At 70.9% G+C, this 23,629-nt stretch carries 26 protein-coding genes; 23 read left to right on the forward strand and 3 right to left on the reverse strand.

Translation table 11 applies throughout. The features are described 5' to 3' along the window. Positions 1-18: 18 nt before the first annotated feature. A complete protein-coding gene (ftsH, locus tag AC4OXY_RS33470; protein ID WP_362823496.1) occupies positions 19-1,953 on the forward strand; it encodes an ATP-dependent zinc metalloprotease FtsH in 1,935 nt (644 codons plus the stop codon). A gap of 7 nt (positions 1,954-1,960) precedes the next feature. Here ftsH and AC4OXY_RS33475 read toward each other — a convergent pair whose 3' ends face one another. Next, a complete protein-coding gene (locus AC4OXY_RS33475; RefSeq protein ID WP_376289264.1) occupies positions 1,961-2,881 on the reverse strand; it encodes a class I SAM-dependent methyltransferase in 921 nt (306 codons plus the stop codon). Between the two features lie 522 nt (positions 2,882-3,403). Between AC4OXY_RS33475 and AC4OXY_RS33480 the strand changes: the two genes are divergently transcribed. The 17 genes from AC4OXY_RS33480 to AC4OXY_RS33560 all read left to right on the forward strand — a co-directional run bounded on the left by AC4OXY_RS33480 (position 3,404) and on the right by AC4OXY_RS33560 (position 16,680). After that, on the forward strand, positions 3,404-4,000 hold the full coding sequence (locus tag AC4OXY_RS33480; RefSeq protein WP_067041283.1) for a hypothetical protein: 597 nt from the start codon (positions 3,404-3,406) through the stop codon (positions 3,998-4,000). Between the two features lie 305 nt (positions 4,001-4,305). Beyond that, on the forward strand, positions 4,306-4,725 hold the full coding sequence (gene rpsP, locus AC4OXY_RS33485; protein ID WP_093498844.1) for a 30S ribosomal protein S16: 420 nt from the start codon (positions 4,306-4,308) through the stop codon (positions 4,723-4,725). A gap of 5 nt (positions 4,726-4,730) precedes the next feature. Further along, entirely contained in the window at positions 4,731-4,970 is a 240-nt protein-coding gene (locus AC4OXY_RS33490; RefSeq protein WP_003973401.1) for an RNA-binding protein, read from the forward strand. Between the two features lie 82 nt (positions 4,971-5,052). Then, a complete protein-coding gene (rimM, locus tag AC4OXY_RS33495; protein ID WP_356024549.1) occupies positions 5,053-5,619 on the forward strand; it encodes a ribosome maturation factor RimM in 567 nt (188 codons plus the stop codon). Continuing rightward, positions 5,619-6,452: a tRNA (guanosine(37)-N1)-methyltransferase TrmD gene (gene trmD, locus AC4OXY_RS33500; RefSeq protein ID WP_356024547.1), complete on the forward strand. Its 834-nt coding sequence runs from the start codon at positions 5,619-5,621 to the stop codon at positions 6,450-6,452. Before rimM ends, trmD begins: the two co-directional genes overlap by 1 nt. A gap of 135 nt (positions 6,453-6,587) precedes the next feature. Beyond that, positions 6,588-6,938, forward strand: a complete 351-nt coding sequence (gene rplS, locus AC4OXY_RS33505; protein ID WP_071370661.1) for a 50S ribosomal protein L19 — start codon at positions 6,588-6,590, stop codon at positions 6,936-6,938. Between the two features lie 45 nt (positions 6,939-6,983). Then, the gene (gene lepB, locus AC4OXY_RS33510; RefSeq protein ID WP_356024544.1) at positions 6,984-7,679 is read left to right on the forward strand and encodes a signal peptidase I; all 696 of its coding nucleotides are present in this window, start codon (positions 6,984-6,986) and stop codon (positions 7,677-7,679) included. Then, positions 7,672-8,763: a signal peptidase I gene (gene lepB, locus AC4OXY_RS33515; RefSeq protein ID WP_362823494.1), complete on the forward strand. Its 1,092-nt coding sequence runs from the start codon at positions 7,672-7,674 to the stop codon at positions 8,761-8,763. Before lepB (AC4OXY_RS33510) ends, lepB (AC4OXY_RS33515) begins: the two co-directional genes overlap by 8 nt. Beyond that, entirely contained in the window at positions 8,651-9,667 is a 1,017-nt protein-coding gene (gene lepB / locus AC4OXY_RS33520; RefSeq protein ID WP_356024539.1) for a signal peptidase I, read from the forward strand. Before lepB (AC4OXY_RS33515) ends, lepB (AC4OXY_RS33520) begins: the two co-directional genes overlap by 113 nt. Before the next feature lie 168 nt (positions 9,668-9,835). After that, the gene (gene lepB, locus AC4OXY_RS33525) at positions 9,836-10,621 is read left to right on the forward strand and encodes a signal peptidase I (RefSeq protein ID WP_356024537.1); all 786 of its coding nucleotides are present in this window, start codon (positions 9,836-9,838) and stop codon (positions 10,619-10,621) included. Further along, the gene (locus tag AC4OXY_RS33530; protein WP_356024535.1) at positions 10,611-11,135 is read left to right on the forward strand and encodes an NUDIX hydrolase; all 525 of its coding nucleotides are present in this window, start codon (positions 10,611-10,613) and stop codon (positions 11,133-11,135) included. Before lepB (AC4OXY_RS33525) ends, AC4OXY_RS33530 begins: the two co-directional genes overlap by 11 nt. A 56-nt stretch (positions 11,136-11,191) precedes the next feature. Then, the gene (locus tag AC4OXY_RS33535; RefSeq protein WP_014675276.1) at positions 11,192-11,500 is read left to right on the forward strand and encodes a DUF2469 domain-containing protein; all 309 of its coding nucleotides are present in this window, start codon (positions 11,192-11,194) and stop codon (positions 11,498-11,500) included. A gap of 129 nt (positions 11,501-11,629) precedes the next feature. Then, positions 11,630-12,022: a YraN family protein gene (locus AC4OXY_RS33540; protein WP_467493434.1), complete on the forward strand. Its 393-nt coding sequence runs from the start codon at positions 11,630-11,632 to the stop codon at positions 12,020-12,022. Then, positions 12,023-13,648, forward strand: a complete 1,626-nt coding sequence (locus AC4OXY_RS33545) for a YifB family Mg chelatase-like AAA ATPase (protein WP_376289256.1) — start codon at positions 12,023-12,025, stop codon at positions 13,646-13,648. Then, positions 13,645-14,802 carry a DNA-processing protein DprA gene (gene dprA / locus AC4OXY_RS33550; protein ID WP_356024528.1) on the forward strand — a complete coding sequence of 386 codons (1,158 nt, stop codon included), beginning with the start codon at positions 13,645-13,647 and terminating at the stop codon, positions 14,800-14,802. Before AC4OXY_RS33545 ends, dprA begins: the two co-directional genes overlap by 4 nt. A 347-nt stretch (positions 14,803-15,149) precedes the next feature. Further along, positions 15,150-15,992 carry an RNA polymerase sigma factor WhiG gene (gene whiG / locus AC4OXY_RS33555; RefSeq protein WP_071370652.1) on the forward strand — a complete coding sequence of 281 codons (843 nt, stop codon included), beginning with the start codon at positions 15,150-15,152 and terminating at the stop codon, positions 15,990-15,992. Positions 15,993-16,122: 130 nt separating this feature from the next. Continuing rightward, entirely contained in the window at positions 16,123-16,680 is a 558-nt protein-coding gene (locus AC4OXY_RS33560) for a TetR/AcrR family transcriptional regulator (protein ID WP_356024736.1), read from the forward strand. Positions 16,681-16,917: 237 nt separating this feature from the next. Here the strand turns inward: AC4OXY_RS33560 and AC4OXY_RS33565 are convergent, their stop codons facing one another. After that, the gene (locus AC4OXY_RS33565; RefSeq protein ID WP_491991552.1) at positions 16,918-17,505 is read right to left on the reverse strand and encodes a murein hydrolase activator EnvC family protein; all 588 of its coding nucleotides are present in this window, start codon (positions 17,503-17,505) and stop codon (positions 16,918-16,920) included. 273 nt (positions 17,506-17,778) lie between these two features. Between AC4OXY_RS33565 and rpsB the strand changes: the two genes are divergently transcribed. The 5 genes from rpsB (at position 17,779) to AC4OXY_RS33590 (ending at position 22,566) form a co-directional block, all read left to right on the forward strand. Beyond that, the gene (gene rpsB, locus AC4OXY_RS33570) at positions 17,779-18,693 is read left to right on the forward strand and encodes a 30S ribosomal protein S2 (RefSeq protein WP_356024524.1); all 915 of its coding nucleotides are present in this window, start codon (positions 17,779-17,781) and stop codon (positions 18,691-18,693) included. Positions 18,694-18,867: 174 nt separating this feature from the next. Further along, positions 18,868-19,704: a translation elongation factor Ts gene (gene tsf / locus AC4OXY_RS33575; RefSeq protein WP_356024522.1), complete on the forward strand. Its 837-nt coding sequence runs from the start codon at positions 18,868-18,870 to the stop codon at positions 19,702-19,704. 228 nt (positions 19,705-19,932) lie between these two features. Further along, the gene (gene pyrH, locus AC4OXY_RS33580; protein WP_071379606.1) at positions 19,933-20,691 is read left to right on the forward strand and encodes a UMP kinase; all 759 of its coding nucleotides are present in this window, start codon (positions 19,933-19,935) and stop codon (positions 20,689-20,691) included. 175 nt (positions 20,692-20,866) lie between these two features. Next, positions 20,867-21,424 carry a ribosome recycling factor gene (frr, locus tag AC4OXY_RS33585; protein ID WP_071375743.1) on the forward strand — a complete coding sequence of 186 codons (558 nt, stop codon included), beginning with the start codon at positions 20,867-20,869 and terminating at the stop codon, positions 21,422-21,424. After that, on the forward strand, positions 21,424-22,566 hold the full coding sequence (locus tag AC4OXY_RS33590) for a phosphatidate cytidylyltransferase (RefSeq protein WP_356024520.1): 1,143 nt from the start codon (positions 21,424-21,426) through the stop codon (positions 22,564-22,566). The genes frr and AC4OXY_RS33590 overlap by 1 nt, the downstream gene beginning before the upstream one ends. An 84-nt stretch (positions 22,567-22,650) precedes the next feature. On the opposite strand, the gene AC4OXY_RS33595 is transcribed toward AC4OXY_RS33590, so the two are convergent. Continuing rightward, positions 22,651-23,316 (reverse strand): YceI family protein, encoded by a 666-nt coding sequence (locus tag AC4OXY_RS33595; RefSeq protein WP_356024518.1) that lies wholly within the window; start codon positions 23,314-23,316, stop codon positions 22,651-22,653. Positions 23,317-23,629: the final 313 nt, after the last annotated feature.

Consider the following 23,629-nt stretch of genomic DNA (forward strand, 5'->3'; position numbering starts at 1 on the left):
TTGTCGTACCGTCCGGATATGACCAACCCCGCCCCGCCGCGCAAGTCGCCCGACCAGCCCTGGCGTACCGAAGGTGCCCCGGAGGAGCCGCCGAAGCAGCCGGGCGGGCCCCGGATGCGCGGCGGCTGGTGGCGGCTGATCCTCACCGCGCTCGTCGTGTACCTGATCGCCAACCTGGTGCTGTCCTACTTCGACCAGGCCAACGAGCCGACGATCTCGTACACCGAGTTCAGCAAGCAGGTCAACGACGGCAATGTCGCCAAGATCTACGCCAAGGGCGACTCGATCCAGGGGCAGCTCAAGAAGGAGCAGAAGAACCCCGGCGGCGGCACGTACACCAAGTTCAACACCGAGCGGCCGTCCTTCGCGAACGACAACCTCTGGTCGAATCTGACCAAGCACGGCGTCACCGTCACGGCGCAGCCCGTCGTCCAGCACCGCAGCTTTCTCGCCAATCTGCTGATCTCCCTGGCGCCGATGATCGTCATCGTCGCTCTGTGGATCTTCGTCGCGCGGCGGATGAGCGCGGGCCTCGGCGGCGCGGGCGGCATGCTGGGCCGCAAGGCGCCGCCCAAGCCGGTCGAGCTGGTGCCGGGGGAGAAGCGCACGACCTTCGCCGACGTGGCCGGGATCGACGAGGTGGAGGGCGAGCTGAACGACGTCGTCGACTTCCTGAAGAACCCCGACGCCTACCGGCGCATGGGCGCCAAGATGCCCCGCGGTGTGCTGCTCGCGGGCCCGCCCGGCACCGGAAAGACACTGCTCGCGCGCGCGGTCGCCGGCGAGGCGGGCGTGCCGTTCTTCTCCGCGTCCGCGTCCGAGTTCATCGAGATGATCGTGGGCGTGGGCGCCTCGCGCGTGCGGGAGCTGTTCGCGGAGGCCCGCAAGGTCGCACCGTCGATCATCTTCATCGACGAGATCGACACCATCGGCCGGGCCCGCGGCGGCGGCGCGTCCATGGGCGGGCACGACGAGCGCGAGCAGACGCTGAACCAGATCCTCACCGAGATGGACGGCTTCTCCGGCTCGGAGGGCGTCATCGTCATCGCGGCCACCAACCGCGCCGACATCCTCGACCCGGCGCTGACCCGCCCCGGCCGCTTCGACCGGGTCGTCCAGGTCTCGCCCCCGGACCGCGGCGGCCGCGAGGCCATCCTGGAGATCCACACCCGCGACATCCCGCTCGCCGAGAACGTCGACCTCGCCCAGGTGGCCCGTACGACCCCGGGCATGACCGGCGCCGATCTGGCCAACCTCGCCAACGAGGCCGCCCTGCTCGCGGTGAAGCGCCAGCAGCAGGCCGTGACCCAGTCCGACCTGTCCGACGCGCTGGAGAAGGTCCAGCTCGGCGCGGAACGTCCGCTGGTGATGCCCGAGGAGGAGCGCCGGCGCACCGCCTACCACGAGAGCGGGCACGCCCTGCTCGGCATGCTCCAGCCCGGCGCCGACCCGGTCCGCAAGATCACCATCGTGCCGCGCGGCCGCGCCCTCGGCGTCACGCTCTCCACGCCGGACGCCGACAAGTACGCGTACACCGAGGAGTACCTGCGCGGCCGGATCATCGGCGCGCTCGGCGGCATGGCGGCCGAGCACGTCGTCTACGACGTGGTCACCACCGGCTCCGAGAGCGATCTGGAGCAGGTCACCAACATCGCGCGCGGAATGGTGTCCCGCTGGGGCATGAGCGAGGAGGTCGGCCGGCTCTCCGCGCTCCCGAACGACGCCCAGCAGGCCTACGGGCTCGCCGCCGCACCGCAGACGCTGGACGTCATCGACGCCGAGATGCGCCGGATCGTGGACGAGTGCTACGAGGAGGCCTGCCGCAAACTCCGCGACCACCGCGGCCAGTTGGACGCCCTCGCGCAGGCGCTGCTGGTCAACGAGACGCTGGAGGAGGCGGACGCGTACCGCGTCGCCGGGATCACCCGCCTGACCAAGGACGTCGACTCGTGACGGACGTTCAGGGCACGCGCGCGACGAGATAGCGGAACACGTTCGGCATCCACACGGTGCCGTCCGGGCGCCGGTACGGATGCAGGGCCTCGGTCAGCTCCTTGTCGACCTGCTTGGCGTCCGTCGCCGCGATCGCCGCGTCGAACAGCGCCGTCGACAGCAGGCCGCGTACGGCACTGTCGAGGCCGGCGTACCCGAAGGGGCAGGCGACCCGTCCGGAGCCGTCCGGCCTGAGGCCGGCGCGCTGCGCGACCTCTTCCAGGTCGTCCCGCCCGGCGGGCCGCCAACTGCCCGCGCCGCGCAGCGGATCGGCCAGCTTCGCCGCCACCCGCAGCACCGAGGAGGCGGCACACCGCTCGGGCGGACCCCACCCGGTCAGCACCACGGCGGCCCCCCGCGCGGCGAACGGCAGCGCCTGCGCCAGCGATTCCCCGAGCCCCTCGGCGTCCCCGGCGAGACATCCGACCGGCTCGAAGACGGTCACCAGGTCGTACGGCTCCGCCTCGGCGTCGTCCCGGTCGGCGGGCGACCCGGCGATGAGCCGCACACCGGCACGCGCACGCGTACGGCCGCTTTCGCCCCACCCGGCCGGGTGGCCGGGGACGCCCGGCAGGCCCCTGTCCGCGCCGCGCGGGGCGTGCGGGAGCAGGCGTTCGCGGGCGAGGGCGAGGCGTTCGGGGGAGGCGGCCTCGCAGCCGGTGACCTCGGCCCCTCTGCCGGCGGCCAGCAGCAGGGCGAGCCCCGAGCCGCAGCGCAGGCCCAGCAGCCGGGTGGCGGGGCCCACTTCCAGCCGTTCGTGAACGGCCTCGTAGAGCGGCACCAGCATCCGCTCCTGGATCTCGGACCAGTCACGCGCGCGTGCGCACAGGTCCACGCGGGGTTCGGAGTCCGCGTGAGCCAGGTGCTGCGGCACGAGCACAGGTGTCATAGGTAAGCGCCCCAATCCGCCGACAGTTCGCCGCTGCGCCCGGTCGTTCGGCCCCCGTGCCGTGCGCGCGCACTTCCCACGTATGTCAGGTAACTCCCGGCTCGCGACGGCGTCCAGGGGTCGTGGAGCCCCGCTTGAGGTCCGGGTGTGTCTGTGGCGAGATTTCACATCCCGGCAATCTGGGCGGCCGTACGGTGTGCGTTCCCGCGGCGGGGCCGGTGCCAGGGGTCCGGGCGGTGCGCGGTAACGTCACGGCCGTCACGGACGCAGATCAAGACGAGACGTGACGCCGATCGCGGCCGAAACGTCTCTTGCGCATCCCCGACCTCACCCCGCAGTGGGCACTACGCGCCGGATCGTACGGCGGACTACGCACCAGCTTGTTACGAGCTGTGAGGCTTCTCCGCAGATCAGCGCACCCGCCCTCGTCAGGACGCATCAGCGGCAACTGACGGGTACGTGCAAAATATTTGGGATGACCCGGAATAGGAACACATTCGAGCTCCCGCTCGTTGTCATTACGTGAGCACGACACAGACACCACCTGTTCTCGCCGCGGAGCTGGCACAGGCGTGGGCCGACATTCAGCGGTACCACCCCGAGCTGCCGGACCTCGCCGCGCCAGAGTCCCTGATCGGAGAGTCGTCGTCCGCGTGCGGTCACGAGCTCTCCTTCGAACGACTGCTGCATGAGGCAGTCCACGGCATCGCAGCCGCCCGTGGGATCCGCGACACCTCCCGCGCCGGCCGATACCACAACCGCCGTTTCCTGGCGATCGCCGAGGAGCTGGGCCTGGACCATCCCGAGGAGCCGCATCCGAGCAGCGGCTTCTCCCTGGTCACGCTCAACCCCGAGGCGCGGCGGCGCTACCGCCCGACGATCGAGCGGCTCCAGCGCGCGCTGAAGGCCCACACGGCGGCCACGACGTCCGACACCACCCGCAGCTTCCGCGGCCCGGCCGCCCGGCACGGCTCCTCCGGCGGCGGCGTCCGCGTCAAGGCGGTCTGCGACTGCGGCCGCAACGTCCGGGTGGTGCCCTCGGTCCTGGCCCAGGCGCCGATCGTCTGCGGCGGCTGCGGCAAGCCGTTCAGAATCCCGGAGGTCGCCGGAGCGGCGTGACGCGAGCCGCGTACACCGGCATCTCGTGGGTGCCGGAAGCGGGCTCCTCGCCGTGGGCAGCGGACAGCGCATCCGACGTGATCTCACCTCCACGCCGGATGCCTGTCCGGCATGCCCGGATACGGCGCAGAACCCCTCGGCCGGAAGCGACCCGCAGGGTATGGCACAATGGCTAGCTGTACTCGACAGCCGCACAGGACCCCTCTCTCCTCCGGCTGACGCGTCCATCGGGCACTCGGGTACCGCAACCCCACGCGGCAATCTCGCCGTGCCCAACCACGTCAAATCCAGGAGAACCCACTCCCGTGGCAGTCAAGATCAAGCTGAAGCGTCTGGGCAAGATCCGTTCGCCTCACTACCGCATCGTCGTCGCCGACTCCCGCACCCGCCGTGACGGCCGTGCGATCGAGGAGATCGGCAAGTACCACCCGACCTACAACCCGTCGGTCATCGAGGTGGACGCCGACCGCGTGGCGTACTGGCTGGGTGTCGGCGCGCAGCCGACCGAGCCCGTCCTCGCCATCCTGAAGAAGACCGGCGACTGGCAGAAGTTCAAGGGCGAGCCCGCCCCGGCGCCGCTGCTGGTCGCCGCCCCGAAGGCGACCCGTCCGTCGTTCGAGGCGCTCGGCGGCGACGACGAGGGCAAGGGTGAGGCGATCACCCAGAAGAAGAAGGCTGAGAAGAAGGACGAGGCCGCGGCTGAGTCCGAGTCGACCGAGGCCTGAGCAGCATGCTCGAAGAGGCGCTTGAGCACCTCGTGAAGGGCATCGTCGACAACCCTGACGATGTGCAGGTCGCCTCGCGCAACCTGCGCCGCGGGCGCGTGCTGGAGGTCCGGGTCCACCCCGACGACCTCGGCAAGGTAATCGGCCGCAACGGCCGTACCGCGCGCGCTCTGCGTACCGTCGTGGGCGCCATCGGCGGCCGCGGTGTCCGCGTCGACCTCGTCGACGTGGACCACGTCCGCTGACGCTTCATCGTAACCGGCTCGGGCCGGGGAGGGCCCTTGGGCCGTCCCCGGCCCGTAGTCGTATGACAGGAGACCAAGCACAGTGCAGCTCGTAGTCGCACGGATCGGCCGCGCCCACGGCATCAAGGGCGAGGTCACCGTGGAGGTACGCACCGACGAACCCGAGCTCAGGCTCGCGCCCGGCGCCGTACTCGCCACCGATCCCGCCGCCGCGGGACCGCTCACCATCGAGACCGGCCGGGTGCACAGCGGCCGCCTGCTCCTGCGCTTCGAGGGCGTCAAGGACCGCAACGGCGCCGAGGCCCTCCGCAACACGCTCCTCATCGCCGAGATCGACCCCGAGGAACTCCCCGAGGGCGAGGACGAGTACTACGACCACCAGCTCATGGACCTCGACGTGGTCACCGAGGACGGGCAGGAGGTCGGCCGGATCACCGAGATCTCGCACCTGCCGTCCCAGGACCTGTTCATCGTGGAGCGCCCCGACGGCAGCGAGGTGATGATCCCCTTCGTGGAGGAGATCGTCACCGAGATCGACCTGGCGGAGCAGAAGGCCGTCATCGCGCCCCCGCCGGGCCTGATCGACGACCGTGCGGAGATCGACTCCAACCGGGAAGAGCCGGGGGAACAGTCCGGAGAAGAGTCGTAATGCGCCTGGACGTCGTCACGATCTTCCCCGAGTACCTCGAACCGCTGAACGTCTCCCTCGTCGGCAAGGCACGCGCGCGTGGACAGCTGAACGTCCAGGTGCACGACCTGCGCGCGTGGACGTACGACCGGCACAACACGGTCGACGACACCCCGTACGGCGGCGGCCCCGGCATGGTCATGAAGACCGGCCCCTGGGGCGACGCCCTCGACACGGTCCTCGCCGACGGCTACGAGACCGGCGCGAGCGCCCCCGCGATCATCGTGCCCACACCCAGCGGCCGCCCCTTCACCCAGGAACTGGCCGTGGAGCTCTCCGAGCGACCCTGGCTGATCTTCACGCCGGCCCGCTACGAGGGCATCGACCGGCGCGTCACGGACGAGTACGCGACCCGGGTGCCCGTCTACGAGGTCTCCATCGGCGACTACGTCCTGGCCGGCGGCGAGGCGGCCGTCCTCGTCATCACCGAGGCCGTGGCCCGGCTGCTGCCCGGCGTCCTCGGCAACGCCGAGTCCCACCGCGACGACTCCTTCGCGCCCGGTGCCATGGCGAGCCTGCTGGAGGGCCCCGTCTACACCAAGCCGCCCGTCTGGCGCGGCCGGGACATCCCCGAGGTGCTGCTCAGCGGCCACCACGGCAAGATCGCCCGCTGGCGCCGCGACGAGGCCCTGACGCGTACGACCGCGCACCGGCCCGATCTGATCGAGCGCTGCGACCCCAAGGCCTTCGACAAGAAGGACCGCGAGATGCTCTCGATCCTGGGCTGGGAGCCCGACCCCGGAGGAGAGCCGTTCGGCCGATTTTGGCGGCGGGCCCAGGGCATGGAAGAATAGCTCGCTGTTGTGCGTCCGTCCGGTGTGCGCCCCTGCCGCAGGGGGACACGACGCCCGCCCCGACGCGCACGGCAGACCTCTTGTACACCTAGTTTCCGTTGATGACCTGTGGCATCAGCGAAGAAAGCAGACGAAATGTCTCACCTGCTCGACTCCGTCGACGCCGCGTCGCTGCGCAGCGACGTCCCGGCCTTCCGCCCGGGTGACACCGTCAACGTCCACGTCCGCGTCATCGAGGGCAACCGCTCCCGTGTGCAGCAGTTCAAGGGCGTTGTGATCCGCCGCCAGGGCTCCGGCGTCCGCGAGACCTTCACGGTCCGCAAGGTCTCGTTCTCCGTCGGCGTCGAGCGCACCTTCCCGGTGCACACCCCGATCGTCGAGAAGATCGAGCTCGTCACCCGTGGTGACGTGCGCCGCGCCAAGCTGTACTACCTCCGTGACCTGCGCGGCAAGGCCGCGAAGATCAAGGAGAAGCGCGACAACTGAGCGCACCGCGGAGCCCATAGCGAGGCGGGATAGCATCTCGCCCCGATGGACACCGAAGCGCAGCCGACGGAACGCGACCGCCCCTCCCACCCGGAATCCCCGGGGCCGGAGGAACGGTCGCGTTTCGCGTTGGTGTCGCGGATCACCGACTGGCTGCCGGGCGGCCGCATCACCCTCACCCTCTTCGTCTGCCTGGCGTTTTTGCTGCTCCTCAACGCATTCGTGGTGCAACCGTTCCAGATTCCGAGCGGATCGATGGAGCAGGGCTTGAGGATCGGCGACCGCATTCTCGTAGATAAGTTGGCGTACCGTTTCGGAGCCCGGCCGCGCCGCGGCGACGTGATCGTGTTCGACGGCTCCGGGTACTTCGGGGACGCCGACTACGTCAAACGCGTGGTCGGGGTAGGGGGAGACCATGTGGTCTGCTGCGACAAGAAGGGACGGATCGAGGTGAACGGCCGCGCGGTCGACGAGTCGTCCTTCCTCTATCCCGGGGACAGCGCCTCCAGCGTGCCTTTCGATGTCTCGGTGCCCGAGGGGCGCCTGTTCGTCCTCGGGGACCACCGCAGCGACTCCCGCGACTCCCGCGACCACCTCGGCTCGCCCGGCGGCGGCATGATCCCGGTCGGCGACGTCATCGGCCGGGCCGACTGGATCGTCTGGCCGTACGCCCACTGGACACATCTGACGCGACCCTCCGCCTACGCGCGCGTGCCGTCCGCGGACGGTGCGCATGGGTAACCGCGGCAAACCACGCGGGGTGCCGGCCGGTCCCGCCGACAACCTGCTGCCCACGGGAGCGCGCCGCACCTCGGCGCCCGGCGGCGGCCGCACGCGCGCGGAACGGCGCAAGCTCCAGCGCAAGGTCAAGCGCAAGCGCAGGCGTTCAGCCGTTCGTGAGGTCCCTCTTCTGGTCGGCGTCGCCGTCCTCATCGCGCTCGTCCTGAAGACCTTCCTCGTCCAGGCCTTCGTGATCCCGTCCGGCTCCATGGAGCAGACGATCCGGATCGGCGACCGCGTCCTGGTCGACAAGTTCACGCCGTGGTTCGGCTCCGAGCCGCAGCGCGGGGACGTCGTCGTCTTCCACGACCCCGGCGGCTGGCTCGCCGACGAGCAGACCACCAAGACGAACGACCCCATCGTCGTCAAGCAGGTCAAGGAAGGCCTCACCTTCATCGGCCTGCTGCCCTCGGACAATGAGAAAGACCTGATCAAGCGGGTCATCGGGGTCGGCGGCGACCATGTCAAGTGCTGTGACGCGCAGGGCCGGATGACCGTCAACGGCACCCCGCTCACCGAGGGCAACTACATCTACCCGGGCGACGCCCCGTCTGCGATGCGCTTCGACATCACCGTCCCCAAGGGCCGGCTGTGGGTGATGGGTGACCACCGGGGCAACTCCGCGGACTCCCGGTTCCACATGAACACGCCCTACGGCGGCACGGTCTCCGTGGACTCCGTCGTCGGCCGGGCCGTCGCCATCGGCTGGCCCTTCGACCACTGGACCCGTCTCCAGGAACCTAAAACCTTCGCAAGCGTCGCCCACTCCGTGTCGGGTACGGCCGCCGCTCCCGTGCTGTCGCATAGGGTTACCCCCGAGAATCCGAACGGAATCACTCAGCTCCCGACCCCTGCGGAACTCCCGCTCGTTATGGGAGTGGTGGGCCTGCGCCGTGTCACGGGCAGGCGGTGGCACAGAGTAAGGAGTTGGCGTGGGGGATGTGGCGGTTGGCGCACGGTCGGGACACGACGGCGAAGAGCACCGCGGGCACCCCGTGGAAGCGAACGCCAGCGGCCCGGACGGCGCCGTGACCTCCGGGAATGACGAGATGACGGACGACGACGGCACGCGGGACGACGAGCAGCGGCCCCCCGGGGCGGACGGCACGGGCGAGGGCGGGGCCGCCCCCGCGCCGAGGAAACCCCGCTCCTTCTGGAAGGAACTGCCGATCCTCATCGGCATCGCGCTGGTCCTGGCGCTGCTGATCAAGACGTTCCTGGTGCAGGCGTTCTCGATTCCGTCGGACTCGATGCAGAACACCCTCCAACAGGGTGACCGTGTCCTGGTCGACAAGCTCACCCCGTGGTTCGGCTCCGAGCCCGAGCGGGGCGAGGTGGTCGTCTTCCACGACCCGGACAACTGGCTGGCGGGCGAGCCGACGCCGACCCCGAACCCGGTGCAGAAGGTCCTGAGCTGGATCGGCCTGATGCCGTCGGCGGAGGAGAAGGACCTGATCAAGCGGGTGATCGGAGTCGGCGGCGACACGGTCGAGTGCAAGAACTCGGGCCCGCTGCTGGTCAACGGCCACCCGCTGAACGAGCCGTACGTCTACCCCGGCAACACGCCGTGCAGCGTGGACGACCAGGGCGGCCAGTTCAAGGTGACGGTCCCCCAGGGATACATCTGGGTGATGGGCGACCACCGCCAGAACTCCCGCGACTCGCGCTACAACCAGACCGACAAGCACCACGGCATGGTCCCGGTCAGCGACGTCGTGGGCCGCGCGATCGTCAAGGCCTGGCCGATCAACCGTTGGGGCACCCTGCCCGTCCCGGACACCTTCGACCAGCCCAACCTGAACCAGCAGTCCTCCGCGTCCGCCGCCCTCACGGTGGCCCCGCAGGGCGTGGCCATCGCGGCGGTGCTGCCGGTGGTGGTGTGGCGGCGCAGCCGCCGGGACCGGCTGGAGTCCAAGACGCGGCAGAAGGCGTCCGCGGGCGGCAAGTGACCACGAAGGGCCCGGTGCGCACCGACTCGTCGATGCGCACCGGGCCTTCCGCGTGTCCGTGACGACGAGGCGATCCGGAGGCCGTGAGTCCGGCGGTGGCCGAGCCTTTGCCGCCGGTCCGCGACAGGGGCTGCCCCCGCCCGGTACCGCCGGGTAGGGTGCGGATCCATGAGCGGCGAGAGCACGACGCGTACGGCCCCGCGCAGCGGCGGGACAGGCACGGCACAGGCCGGCGGCAGCCGGCTCGGACAGCGGTTGTCCGGGGTGGCCGTCGCACTCGGTCTGGTGCTGTTCCTCGGCGGATTCGCCTGGGGAGCGGTGTCCTACCGGCCCTACACCGTGCCCACCAGCTCCATGACCCCCACCATCGACGCCGGCGATCGCGTACTGGCCCAGCGTGTCCACGGCGGTGACGTCCGCCGCGGTGACGTCGTCGTCTTCGAGGACAAGACCTGGGTCACCAACTCCAAGGTGGTCAAGCGGGTTGTCGCGGTCGGCGGTGACACCGTCTCCTGCTGCACGAACGGCAAGCTGACCGTCAACGGCAAGCAGATCGACGAACCGTATCTGCCCAAGGGCAGCCTGGCCGAGAACATGAACTTCCCGACCGTGACCGTGCCCAGGGGCCGCCTCTTCCTCCTCGGCGACGAGCGTCAGGGCTCCCTCGACTCCACCGCCCACCTCACCGACGCGGCCAAGGGCACGGTCTCCAGCGACGCCGTCTCCGCGCGCGTGGACGCCGTCGTCTGGCCCTGGAAGGGCATGCTGGGGCGCCCCACCGGCTTCGAGACCCTGGGCCCCCTCTCCCAGCCCGGGCCGCTGCGCATCATCGAGCTCGTGATCGTCGCCGGTGCCGTGCTGGTGCTCGTCGGCGGTGCCTACGGTCCTGTCGCCGCGCGCACGGGCCGCTCCCGCGCGCGCGGTGCCCGGCCGGAGGCGGCCGGTGCCCGCTGAGGCCGCGCGGACCGGCGAGGAGACGTACGAGGGCGGGCTGCGCAAGGTGGCCCGGGTGGTCCTTCTCGACCCGGACGACCGCATCCTGCTCCTGCACGGCCACGAGCCGGGAGACCCGGCGGACGACTGGTGGTTCACCCCCGGCGGCGGCCTGGAGGGAGCCGAGACGCGCGAGCAGGCGGCGCTCAGGGAACTGGCCGAGGAGACGGGCGTCACCGACGTCGTACTCGGCCCGGTGCTGTGGCGGCGCAGGTGCTCCTTCCCCTTCGCGGGCCGTCGCTGGGACCAGGACGAGTGGTACTACCTGGCCCGTACGACACAGACGGCGACCGCACCCACCGCACTGACGGAGCTGGAGCGGCGCAGTGTCGCCGGAGCGCGCTGGTGGACGTGCCGGGAACTGACCCGGGCACATGAGACGGTGTATCCGACCAGACTCGCCGAGCTGCTCCAGCGACTGCTCGACGAGGGTCCCCCGGCCAGTCCCGTGACCCTCGACACCGAAATCGTCTGAGGACACCTGGGACTGGCGCACAATGGTGGGATCGCACGGCTGAAGGGGAACATGCCATGAGCGCCGAGGACCTCGAGAAGTACGAGACCGAGATGGAGCTGAAGCTCTACCGGGAGTACCGAGATGTCGTCGGTCTGTTCAAATACGTGATCGAGACTGAGCGGCGCTTCTACCTCACGAACGACTACGAGATGCAGGTGCACTCGGTCCAGGGCGAGGTGTTCTTCGAGGTGACGATGGCCGATGCCTGGGTCTGGGACATGTACCGGCCGGCTCGGTTCGTCAAGCAGGTACGCGTATTGACGTTCAAGGACGTGAACATCGAAGAGCTGAACAAGAGCGACCTGGAGCTTCCGGGCGGCTGATGACCGCCGGCGTCGCCCGGCGGGGCGCGGCACGCCCGGCCCGACGGGGCGAGGTGTACCCGATCGGGTGACGGAGTTTTCCACAACCGGCCGGTAGCTCACCAAGATCAACATGTCTCGGCCGGGTGCGTGACCGTGGGCGCCGGAGGTGGTGCCGACATGAACGCACGAGAAGCACTCGGCAAGTACGGCGAGGACCTGGCAGCCCGGCGGCTCGCCGCATCCGGCATGACGATCCTGGAACGGAACTGGCGCTGCGGGCGGTCCGGCGAGATCGACATCGTGGCGCGCGACGGGGACGCGCTGGTCGTCTGCGAGGTCAAGACCCGCCGGGGCGGCGGCTACGAACACCCGATGGCCGCGGTGGGCCCGGAGAAGGCGGCGAAACTTCGCGAACTGGCCGAACGCTGGATCCAGGCCCACGGAGGGGCGCCCCCGGGCGGCGTCCGCATCGATCTGATCGGCGTCCTGCTGCCCCTGCGCGGTGCCCCGTCCGTCGAGCACGCGCGGGGGGTGGCCTGAATGGGATTCGCCCGCACATGCTCGGTCGCCCTGGTCGGTGTCGAAGGAGTCGTCGTCGAGGTCCAGGCCGACCTGGAACCCGGCGTCGCCGCCTTCACCCTGGTCGGCCTCCCGGACAAGAGCCTGTCGGAGAGCCGGGACCGGGTCAGGGCGGCGGTGGTGAACTCGGGCGGCGAGTGGCCGCAGAAGAAACTCACCGTCGGGCTCAGCCCGGCATCGGTGCCGAAAGCCGGCTCGGGCTTCGACCTGGCCGTCGCCTGCGCGGTGCTCGGCGCCGCCGAACGGATCGATCCCCGCGTCCTCGCCGACATCGTCATGATCGGCGAGCTGGGCCTGGACGGCCGGGTACGGCCGGTGCGGGGCATCCTGCCCGCGGTGCTGGCGGCGGCCGGCGCCGGCTACGAGCAGGTGGTCGTGCCCGAATGCGCCGCCGCGGAGGCCTCGTTGGTACCCGGGGTGTCCGTGCTCGGCGTCCGCAGCCTGCGCCAGCTCGTCGCGGTCCTCACCGACGAACCCGTCCCCGACGAGGAACCGGACGAGCAGGGCCGCCCGGACCCGCTCCTGGCCGGTCTGCGCATGCCCGGCACCGGCGCGGCCACCGGCATGCACAGCGGCGGGGCCGCACAGCACGACCACGAGCACGACCTGGCGGACGTCGTCGGCCAGACCTCGGCCCGTACGGCCGTGGAGGTGGCCGCCGCCGGAGGACACCACCTGTTCCTCGAAGGACCGCCGGGCGCGGGCAAGACCATGCTCGCCGAACGGCTGCCCGCCGTCCTTCCCCGGCTCACCCGGGAGGAATCGCTGGAGGTCACGGCCGTGCACTCGGTGGCCGGACTGCTGCCACCGGGCAAACCGCTCATCGACGTCGCCCCCTACTGCGCCCCGCACCACTCGGCCACCATGCAGTCACTCGTCGGCGGCGGCCCCGGCATCGCACGCCCCGGCGCCGTGTCCCTCGCCCATCGCGGAATCCTGTTTCTCGACGAGGCGCCGGAGTTCCACAGCCAGACCCTCGACGCGCTGCGCCAGCCCCTGGAGTCGGGGCACGTGGTGATCGCGCGCAGCGCCGGCGTCGTGCGGTTCCCGGCCCGCTTCCTGCTGGTGCTGGCGGCCAACCCCTGCCCCTGCGGCCGCTTCTCGCAACGCGACTCGCTGTGCGAGTGCCCGCCGTCGGCGATCCGCCGCTACCAGTCCCGGCTCTCCGGCCCGCTGCTGGACCGGGTGGACCTGCGCGTCGAGGTCGACCCGGTCACACGCGCCCAGCTCACCGACCCCGGAGCCCGGGGCGAGCCGACGGCGACCGTGGCCGGGCGGGTGCGGCAGGCCCGGGACAGGGCGGCGGCCCGTCTCGCCGGCACCGCGTGGCGCACCAACAGCGAGGTGCCCGGCCGGGAGCTGCGCAGCCGCTATCACGCGGCGCCCGGCGCGATGGACGAGGCCGAGCGCAACCTCGAACGGGGCGTGCTCACCGCCCGCGGGATCGACAGGGTCCTGCGCGTCGCCTGGACGGTCGCCGACCTCGTCGGACACGACCGGCCGGACGCGACGGACGTCGCCCTGGCCCTGCAACTGCGCACCGGAGTGCCGCGCGGTGTGCCGATGGCCATCGGGGCGCTGACATGACGGCGGACGACAGCCCCGACGACGAACTGCTCGGCCGGATCTTCCTCACCCGCGTCATCGAGCCCGGGGACGAGGCCGGGGGCCGCTGGGTGCGGGAGTTCGGGGTGGGGGAGGTGGTCCGGCGGTTGCGGGGCGGCGAGGCGCTGCCGGGGGTGAGCGAGCAGCGCTGGGCGGGGCTGGTCGCGCGGGCCGGGCAGGCCGATGCCGGGCGGGATCTGGAGGCGGCCGCGAGAGCGGGGGCGCGGTTCGTGGCACCCCGCGACGCGGAGTGGCCCCGGCAGCTCGACGACCTCGGGGACGGCCGGCCGCTCGGGCTGTGGGTGCGCGGGCGGCCCAGCCTGCGGGTCTGGGCGCTGAGATCCGTGGCCGTCGTGGGGGCGCGGGCCTGCACCGAGTACGGGGCCCATGCGGCCGCCGCCCTCGCCAGCGGGCTCGCCGAGCGGGGCTGGGTGGTGGTGTCCGGCGGGGCCTACGGCATCGACGGCGCCGCCCACCGAGGCGCCCTCGCCGCCCGCGGAGCCACCGTCGCCGTCCTGGCCTGCGGTGTCGACCGCCCCTACCCCCGCGGCCACGCCGCCCTGATCGGCAGGATCGCGGAGCAGGGACTGGTCGTGGGCGAGCTGCCGCCGGGCGACCACCCGACGCCGAGCCGGTTCATCCTGCGCAACCGCGTCATCGCCGCACTGACCCGAGGCACCGTCGTCGTGGAGGCCGCCCAGCGCAGCGGCTCCCTGTCCACCGCGCGGGCCGCACAGCGCCTCGGCCGGTTCACCATGGGCGTGCCCGGCCCCGTGACCAGCGCACTCTCCGTCGGCGTGCACGAACTGCTGCGGGGCGAGGCCGCCCTGGTCACCGATGCCGCGGAGGTCGTCGAGCTGGTCGGCGACATCGGCGAGCTGGCGCCGGTGCGGCGCGGCCCCGTACTTCCGCGCGATCTGCTGGATCCCCCCGTCCGGGCCGTGCTCGCCGCCCTGCCCGGCGACCGCGCGGCCCCCGCCGACGAGATCGCGCTCGGCGCGCGGACCACGCGGGACGAGGCGATCGCGAGACTGTACGAACTCCGAGCACTTGGCTACGTCGAACGACACGGCGACGGCTGGAAGTTGACACGCCAGGCGGTGATGTCCGTCCGCACCGGTCGCGATCCCCGCTGACCCGGAGGGTTCGGCCGTCCGGGGGAATCCCCGACGCCCTTGATGTTTCCCGGAGTTGGCGTCGTCGGCCGGTCACGCGGAGCGGGTCGCGCAGCGCGCCCGCGAGACCGGCCGGAGGGCCCGCGCAGGGGTGGAGCCTCGCTGTTCGCACACCGCGACACCTCAGTCACGCTACGCTCACGAAGACAGTGATACAGATCGCACCAACTCGACATCAGACCGACAGCTCACCCAGGCAGCCCATTCACCCACCAACCCCACCCCCGCCGGCCCGCGGCACCCACGACACCCCACGGCGCTTCACAGCACTTCACAGCACTTCACGGCAGAACGGCACTAGGCGACGAATGCCCCAGCACACCTCCGGGTCAGACCGGGCGGCGATCCCCCCAGCCGCCCGCGACGGTGGCAGCGTGCGGCCGCCCGCTCCCTCGACGCTCGACGAGCTGTGGCGGTCGTACAAGGCGACGGGGGACGACCGGCTGCGGGAGCAGCTGATCCTGCACTACTCGCCGCTCGTGAAGTACGTGGCAGGCCGGGTGAGCGTCGGGCTGCCGCCCAACGTGGAGCAGGCCGACTTCGTCTCCTCCGGGGTCTTCGGGCTGATCGACGCGATCGAGAAGTTCGACATCGACCGGGAGATCAAGTTCGAGACGTACGCGATCACCCGGATCCGGGGCGCGATGATCGACGAGCTGCGGGCGCTGGACTGGATCCCGCGCTCGGTGCGGCAGAAGGCGCGCAACGTGGAGCGGGCCTACGCCACCCTGGAGGCGCGGCTGCGGCGCACCCCGAGCGAGGGCGAGGTCGCCGCCGAGCTGGAGATGGAGGTGGACGAACTCCACGCAGTGTTCAGTCAGTTGTCGCTGGCCAACGTGGTCGCCCTGGAGGAGCTGCTGCACGTCGGCGGCGAGGGCGGCGACCGGCTCAGCCTCATGGACACGCTGGAGGACACCGCCGCGGACGATCCGGTGGAGGTGGCCGAGGACCGGGAGCTGCGGAGGTTCCTCGCGCGCGCGATCAACACACTGCCCGAGCGCGAGAAGACCGTGGTCACGCTGTACTACTACGAGGGGCTCACGCTCGCCGAGATCGGCAATGTCCTCGGGGTCACCGAAAGCCGGGTCAGCCAGATCCACACCAAGTCCGTGCTCCAGCTGCGGGCCAAGCTGGCGAGCTTCGGACAGTGAGGCCGGCGCGCGGCCGGTGCCGTCGTGTCGTCGTCCCGGTGCCGGTGGCCGCACGGCGGGTGAGCGGCTCTCCCGCTCGGGTCGAGGCGTCCGTAAAGTGGTCGGCGTGCCAAGGATTCGAGCGGCCTCCGTGGCCGAGCACCGGTCGATGCAGCGAGCCGCCCTGCTGGACGCGGCCCGGTCGTTGCTGTCCGAGGGCGGGACGGAGGCACTGACCTTCCCGGCTCTCGCCGAGCGGACGGGGCTCGCGCGCTCGTCCGTGTACGAGTACTTCCGGTCGCGGGCCGCCGTGGTCGAGGAGCTGTGCGAGGTCGACTTCCCGCTGTGGGCGGCCGAGGTGGCCGCCGCGATGGAGCGGGAGGAGTCGGCCGAGGGCAAGGTCGAGGCGTACGTGCGCAGGCAGCTGGCGCTGGTCGGTGACCGGCGGCACCGGGCCGTCGTGGCCATCTCCGCGAGCGAGCTGGACGCCGGCGCGCGGGAGAAGATCCGGGCGGCGCACGGCGGGCTGGTCGCGATGATCGTCGAGGCACTCGGGGACATGGGGCACGAGCAGCCCCGGCTGGCGGCCATGCTGGTGCAGGGGGTCGTGGACGCGGCGGTGCGCAGGATCGAGCTGGGCGCGGCGGAGGACCCCGCAGCCATCACCGACGCGGCGGTGACGATGGTCCTGCACGGCGTACAGGGCTGACGCCTCCGCCCACGCCGGGCCCGCCACCGGCACCCGGCCGACAGCGACCCCCTCGCCCCGACGGCGCGCGGCCCATCGCCCGGACCGCCTGCGGCTTCACCACCATGGCGGCAAGACCGTCCGTGGCTCCGTCACTGCGGCGGTCGACCTGCCGCGACCGTCCGCCGAGCCGCCACCCCATGGCCCGCGTGGCCCGAACGCTCCCGCGGTCCGGCCGGCCGCTGCTCCAGCACCCCGCTACCGCTCCCCACCGTCCGGCAGTGGTACGTCCAGCACCGGCAGCAATCTCGATGGGCCGCTCTCCCGCAGCCATGGGGGCAGCAGGGACAGTGGGTTCACGTACGTGCCGCCTCGCAGCAGTCCCCAGTGGAGGCACGCCGACGGGCAGTGGGGGTTGATCGGCTGTTCGAGCGTGCCCACGACATCTCCCGCCCGCACCTCGTCGCCCTCGCGTACCGACGGGCTGACCGGCTCGTAGGTGGTGCGCAGGTCCGTGCCCGTCAGGTCCAGGGACACCACGCCCTGCCCCGCCACCCGCCCCGCGAAGGACACCCGGCCCGGCGCCACCGCCCGGACCGGCGCGCCGGGCGGGGCCGACAGGTCGACGCCGCGGTGGCCCGGGCCGTACGGCGTCGCCGGGGGGTTCCAGCCGCGCAGTACGGGCGGCCGTACGCCCACCGGCCAGGTGCGGGCGATCCGGGGCACCGGGGTCTGCGGGGCCGGGGGAGACGGCTCCGCCCAGGCCCAGCGCGGCAGCAGGGCCACCGTCGCGAGACAGAGGAGCACGGCCGCCGGCACCAGGGCGTATCGCATCGCTCGTCGCATGCCAGAACCGTCCCGCACCCCCGCCGATCATGGCCGGAGTCTGTGGACGACTCTCCGGTTGTGGAGAGTGGCGTCACCCGGTGCCCCGGCGGTCCCGTACACTTCTTCTGGCGATCCGGGTCACCGGGTCGACTTCGCACGCCCCGACATCGGGCCGCCAAGCGGTCGGTGTCAGCGCCTCTCGGTCCTTTGCGGCACGGCGCATCGCGGGCGTCAGGCGCGACCGCCGTCCGGCGGACGCGGCACAACCGAGAATTTCGAGGAGATACGGCCATGGCCGTCGTCACGATGCGGGAGCTGCTGGAGAGCGGCGTCCACTTCGGTCACCAGACCCGTCGCTGGAACCCGAAGATGAAGCGCTTCATCTTCACCGAGCGCAACGGCATCTACATCATCGACCTGCTCCAGTCGCTGTCGTACATCGACCGCGCCTACGAGTTCGTCAAGGAGACCGTCGCCCACGGCGGCACGGTCATGTTCGTCGGCACCAAGAAGCAGGCGCAGGAGGCCATCGCCGAGCAGGCCACCCGCGTCGGCATGCCCTACGTCAACCAGCGCTGGCTGGGCGGCATGCTCACCAACTTCTCGACCGTCTACAAGCGTCTGCAGCGCCTCAAGGAGCTTGAGCAGATCGACTTCGAGGACGTCGCCGCGTCGGGTCTGACCAAGAAGGAGCTTCTCGTGCTCTCGCGCGAGAAGGCCAAGCTGGAGAAGACCCTCGGTGGTATCCGCGAGATGCAGAAGGTGCCCAGCGCCGTCTGGATCGTGGACACCAAGAAGGAGCACATCGCCGTTGGTGAGGCCCGGAAGCTCAACATTCCGGTCGTCGCGATCCTCGACACCAACTGCGACCCCGACGAGGTCGACTACAAGATCCCGGGCAACGACGACGCGATCCGCTCCGTCACCCTGCTCACCCGCGTGATCGCCGACGCCGTCGCCGAGGGCCTCATCTCCCGCTCTCGCGTCGCCACCGGTGACAAGGGCGAGAAGGCCGCGGGCGAGCCGCTCGCCGAGTGGGAGCGCGACCTGCTCGAGGGTGAGAAGAAGACGGACTCCGAGGACGCGGCTCCGGCCGCCGAGGCCGAGAAGCCGGCCGAGGCTGCCGCCGAGGCTCCGGCCGCCGAGGCCCCCGCCGCCGAGGCCGCCCCGGCCGAGGAGAAGGCCGCCGAGGGCGAGCAGGCCTGACGCAGGCGTCGACAGCGGGGGCGGAACTGCAACCACAGCGCCCCGGCGCGGTGAAGTCCGCCCCCGCTGTTCACCCGTAGGTCGGCACGATGTATGTGATCCGCGCGTACATGTGGAACGCAAAACCGTGGTGACCTGAAGATCTTCCAGACTTCGAGAAAGACTCACAGACTCATGGCGAACTACACCGCCGCCGACGTCAAGAAGCTCCGTGAGCTCACGGGCGCCGGCATGATGGACTGCAAGAAGGCGCTGGACGAGGCCGAGGGCAACGTCGACAAGGCCGTCGAGGCGCTCCGCATCAAGGGCCAGAAGGGCGTCGCCAAGCGCGAGGGCCGCTCCGCCGAGAACGGCGCCGTGGTCTCCATCATCGCCGACGACAACACCTCCGGCGTCCTCGTCGAGCTGAAGTGCGAGACGGACTTCGTCGCCAAGGGCGAGAAGTTCCAGGCCGTGGCCAACGCCATCGCCGAGCACGTCGCCAAGACCTCCCCGGCCGACATCGAGGCCCTGCTCGCCTCCGAGATCGAGGCCGGCAAGACCGTCCAGGCGTTCGTGGACGAGGCCAACGCCAACCTCGGCGAGAAGATCGTCCTGGACCGCTTCGCGCAGTTCTCCGGCGGTTACGTCACGGCCTACATGCACCGCACCATGCCCGACCTGCCCCCGCAGATCGGTGTCCTGGTCGAGCTGGACAAGCCGAACGCCGAGATCGCCAAGGGTGTCGCCCAGCACATCGCCGCCTTCGCGCCGAAGTACCTCTCCAAGGACGAGGTCCCGGCCGAGGTCGTCGAGTCCGAGCGCCGCGTCGCCGAGGAGACCACCCGCGCCGAGGGCAAGCCCGAGGCCGCCCTGCCGAAGATCGTCGAGGGTCGCCTCAACGGCTTCTTCAAGGACGCCACGCTGCTCGGCCAGCCCTACGCGCTGGACAACAAGAAGTCGGTCCAGAAGGTTCTGGACGAGGCCGGTGTCACCCTGAAGCGCTTCACGCGCATCAAGGTCGGCATCTGAGTCCGTACCGCGATCGACGTACGACCCACAGAGGGATTCCGGGAGCGATCCCGGGAGAAATCCCGATAGGGTCGTAAGCAGTCGTCCGCGTACACCGCCCCACCCCGGCGTGAGGCGGACGGCAGCAGATCTGACGAGGAGGCCATTGCCGCGTATGGGAGCGAAAAGCGACCCCACCGGCAATGGCCTTCTTCGTATGTGCACCACGTGAAAGAGGCGGAATCTCCCATGACCACCAAGGCCCAGAAGAGCGACGACGGCAAAGTGCGCGGCCGGTTTCTGCTGAAGCTGTCCGGAGAGGCCTTCTCCGGCGGCGGGGGCCTGGGCGTGGACCCGGACGTGGTGCACAAGATCGCCCGTGAGATCGCGGCCGTCGTCCGGGACGGTGCCGAGATCGCGGTCGTCATCGGCGGCGGCAACTTCTTCCGCGGCGCCGAACTCCAGCAGCGCGGCATGGACCGGGCCCGCTCCGACTACATGGGAATGCTCGGCACGGTCATGAACTGCCTCGCCCTCCAGGACTTCCTGGAGAAGGAGGGCATCGACAGCCGGGTGCAGACCGCCATCACCATGGGCCAGGTCGCCGAGCCGTACATCCCGCTGCGCGCCGTGCGCCACCTGGAGAAGGGCCGTGTGGTCATCTTCGGCGCCGGTATGGGCATGCCGTACTTCTCCACCGACACCACCGCCGCCCAGCGCGCCCTGGAGATCGACGCCGAGGCGCTGCTCATGGGCAAGAACGGCGTGGACGGGGTCTACGACTCCGACCCGAAGCGGAATCCGGACGCCGTCAAGTTCGACGCCCTCGGCTACGGCGAGGTCATCACCCGCGACCTGAAGGTCGCCGACGCCACCGCCATCACGCTGTGCCGCGACAACAAACTTCCGATCCTGGTCTTCGAGCTGCTCGCGGAGGGCAATATCGCTCGGGCCGTCAAGGGTGAGAAGATCGGCACGCTGGTCGGCGACCAGGGCAGCCGGGACTGACCCGGCATCGATCCGGCCGGTGGTGCACGGCCCCGTGACGGGGCCGGCTGCCGGCCGGGGGATGGACAATGTCCTGCCGGTCGGGAACCGTGCAGGAAGAAGACGCGACGCAGCCGGCCGCCGCCCCGACGAGGAACCGCAGCCGGGCCTTACTCAAGACACGCAGGAGCAAGTGGTGATCGAAGAGACCCTCCTCGAGGCCGAGGAGAAGATGGAGAAGGCCGTCGTGGTCGCCAAGGAGGACTTCGCCGCGATCCGCACCGGCCGTGCGCACCCGGCGATGTTCAACAAGATCGTGGCCGACTACTACGGTGCCCTGACGCCGATCAACCAGCTGGCCTCGTTCTCCGTGCCGGAACCGCGCATGGCGGTCGTGACGCCGTTCGACAAGAGCGCGCTGCGCAACATCGAGCAGGCCATCCGCGACTCCGACCTGGGCGTCAACCCGAGCAACGACGGCAACATCATCCGAGTGGTGTTCCCCGAGCTGACCGAGGAGCGGCGCCGCGACTACATCAAGGTCGCCAAGGGCAAGGCGGAGGACTCCCGGGTGTCCATCCGCTCCGTGCGCCGCAAGGCCAAGGACACCATCGACAAGCTGATCAAGGACGGCGAGGTCGGCGAGGACGAGGGCCGTCGTGCTGAGAAGGAGCTGGACGACACCACGGCGAAGTACGTCGCCCAGGTGGACGAGCTCCTGAAGCACAAGGAAGCGGAACTGCTCGAAGTCTGATGAGCGACTCTTCCTGGGGGGCGCCGCGGGCGGCGGATCCGGCCGGCTACTGGGGGCCCACCGGGGGCGGGCCTGTCCAGGGAGCCGCCCCGGCGGGTCCCGCGTACGATGCGCCTCAGGCGCAGCACACTCGCCCCATGCCCATCGTGCCCGACGCACCCGCGTATGGCGGAGACCAGGACGACCGGGGGGCCGCTCGGCCGAGCGGCCCCCCGTTCCACAACGAGGTACGGCCCGAGCCCGCACCGGGTGGGTCCCTCTCGGCCGAGAACCAGAATCCGGAGCCCATGCCCGACGCCCCCCAGCCGGCGCCAGCGCCGCAGAAGAAGAGCGCGGGCCGTGACCTGAGCGCGGCCATAGGGGTCGGCGTCGGACTCGGTGTGGTGATCGTCGCGTCCCTGTTCGTGTACAAGGCCGTGTTCGTCGGCGTGGTCGCGGTCGCCGTGGTCGTGGGCCTGTGGGAGCTGACCAGCAGGCTGCGGGAGCGCAAGGAGATCAAGGCGCCGCTCGTGCCGCTCGCGGTGGGCGGTGCGGCGATGGTGGTCGCCGGGTACGTGCGCGGCGCCGAGGGCGCCTGGGTCGCCATGGCACTCACCGCGCTCGCGGTCCTGGTCTGGCGCATGACGGAACCGCCGGAGGGCTACCTCAAGGACGTCACGGCAGGCGTCTTCGCGGCGTTCTACGTGCCCTTCCTCGCCACGTTCGTGGCGATGATGCTGACGGCCGACGACGGCCCGTGGCGCGTCCTGACCTTCCTCCTGCTGACGGTCGTCAGCGACACCGGCGCCTATGCGGTCGGCTGGCGCTTCGGCAGGACGAAGCTGGCCCCGCGCATCAGCCCCGGCAAGACCCGCGAGGGCCTGCTGGGCGCGGTGGCCTTCGCGATGGTCGCGGGCGCGCTGTGCATGCAGTTCCTGATCGACGACGGCACCTGGTGGCAGGGCCTGCTGCTCGGCCTGGCGGTCGCGGGCAGCGCCACGCTGGGCGACCTCGGCGAGTCCATGATCAAGCGCGACCTGGGCATCAAGGACATGGGCACCTTGCTCCCGGGCCATGGCGGCATCATGGACCGCCTGGACTCCCTGCTGCCGACCGCGCCGGTGGTGTGGTTGTTGTTGGTGGTGTTCGTCGGGTCGGCGTGAGTCGGTGGCGGTCGTGAGTCGGTGGCCGTACGCGGAAGTGCCCCCGCCCTGGACGCAGGGTGGGGGCACTTTGGTGTGGCGGGGTCAGGCTGCGCGGGTGGTGCGGATCGCCGCGATGTCGAACTGGAGGCGGACCGTCTCGCTCACCATGGACCCGCCCTGGGCGAGCCGGGCGTCGTAGGTCAGGCCCCAGTCGGAGCGGTTGATCGTGGTGGTGCCGTCGAAGCCGACCCGCTCGTCGCCGAACGCGTCGGTGACGTGGCCGATGTAGGTGAGGTCCAGCTCGATCGGACGGGTGGTGTCCTTGATCGTGAGGTCGCCGGTCATGCGGTAGACGTCCTTGCCCACGAGCCGCACGGTGGTGCTCGTGAACGTCATTCTCGGATGTGCCGCGGCGTCCAGGAACTGGCGGCCGACCAGATGGGCGTCCCGCTGCTCGACGCCGGTGTCGATGCTGGAGGTGTACAGCACGATGTCGGCCCGGGACCGGGACGGGTCGCGCCCGTCGAAGTACAGGCGGCTCTCGTACTGCGCGAACGCGCCGCGCACCGTGGTCACCATCGCGTGCCGTACCGAGAACCCGATCCTGCTGTGCGCGGGATCGATCAGCCACTCGCCGGTGAGAGCCGCCAGCTCGGGGTCGGGCAGTACGGCGGTGGCGGCGCTGCCGGCCACCGGTGACGCGGTCGCCCCGGGCGCGGCGGACGGCTGCGCGCGCCGGTGAAATGAATTGCGGCCGAAAAGGTTCATGGCGCCAGTTGTTACGGCACGGCAAAGGGCAGGACAAGGGCTGACCAGGAAACCCGACCGTTCGTCGGCAGAATTTCACACGCCGCCCGCCGCCCCCCCGGTGCGGCCGTCAGCCTAGCGAGCCGAGGACGGCGCGACGCGTGCTGCGTCTTCCTCTCTGAGCCACCGCAAGGCTGCACGCGTGCCCTGGCCGTGCCCGAACCGGCGGCAAGACGTTCGGCCGGCGTCACAGGCCGGCGACCCTCCTTACCGGGGCGCCTCTCGCTGCCATGGGTGATCACGCCTGCCTGTGGCGTCGGACGGACGATCCGAT

The organism is Streptomyces sp. HUAS MG56 (assembly GCF_058673395.1).

Coding starts and splice junctions, on each gene's coding strand:
- ftsH (WP_362823496.1), top strand. CDS start 19: ATGACCAACCCCGCCCCGCCGCGCAAGTCGCCCGACCAGCCCTGGCGT.
- AC4OXY_RS33475 (WP_376289264.1), bottom strand. CDS start 2,881: ATGACACCTGTGCTCGTGCCGCAGCACCTGGCTCACGCGGACTCCGAA.
- AC4OXY_RS33490 (WP_003973401.1), top strand. CDS start 4,731: ATGCTCGAAGAGGCGCTTGAGCACCTCGTGAAGGGCATCGTCGACAAC.
- trmD (WP_356024547.1), top strand. CDS start 5,619: ATGCGCCTGGACGTCGTCACGATCTTCCCCGAGTACCTCGAACCGCTG.
- rplS (WP_071370661.1), top strand. CDS start 6,588: ATGTCTCACCTGCTCGACTCCGTCGACGCCGCGTCGCTGCGCAGCGAC.
- lepB (WP_356024544.1), top strand. CDS start 6,984: ATGGACACCGAAGCGCAGCCGACGGAACGCGACCGCCCCTCCCACCCG.
- lepB (WP_362823494.1), top strand. CDS start 7,672: ATGGGTAACCGCGGCAAACCACGCGGGGTGCCGGCCGGTCCCGCCGAC.
- lepB (WP_356024537.1), top strand. CDS start 9,836: ATGAGCGGCGAGAGCACGACGCGTACGGCCCCGCGCAGCGGCGGGACA.
- AC4OXY_RS33535 (WP_014675276.1), top strand. CDS start 11,192: ATGAGCGCCGAGGACCTCGAGAAGTACGAGACCGAGATGGAGCTGAAG.
- AC4OXY_RS33545 (WP_376289256.1), top strand. CDS start 12,023: ATGGGATTCGCCCGCACATGCTCGGTCGCCCTGGTCGGTGTCGAAGGA.
- dprA (WP_356024528.1), top strand. CDS start 13,645: ATGACGGCGGACGACAGCCCCGACGACGAACTGCTCGGCCGGATCTTC.
- whiG (WP_071370652.1), top strand. CDS start 15,150: ATGCCCCAGCACACCTCCGGGTCAGACCGGGCGGCGATCCCCCCAGCC.
- AC4OXY_RS33565 (WP_491991552.1), bottom strand. CDS start 17,505: ATGCGACGAGCGATGCGATACGCCCTGGTGCCGGCGGCCGTGCTCCTC.
- rpsB (WP_356024524.1), top strand. CDS start 17,779: ATGGCCGTCGTCACGATGCGGGAGCTGCTGGAGAGCGGCGTCCACTTC.
- tsf (WP_356024522.1), top strand. CDS start 18,868: ATGGCGAACTACACCGCCGCCGACGTCAAGAAGCTCCGTGAGCTCACG.
- pyrH (WP_071379606.1), top strand. CDS start 19,933: ATGACCACCAAGGCCCAGAAGAGCGACGACGGCAAAGTGCGCGGCCGG.
- AC4OXY_RS33590 (WP_356024520.1), top strand. CDS start 21,424: ATGAGCGACTCTTCCTGGGGGGCGCCGCGGGCGGCGGATCCGGCCGGC.
- AC4OXY_RS33595 (WP_356024518.1), bottom strand. CDS start 23,316: ATGAACCTTTTCGGCCGCAATTCATTTCACCGGCGCGCGCAGCCGTCC.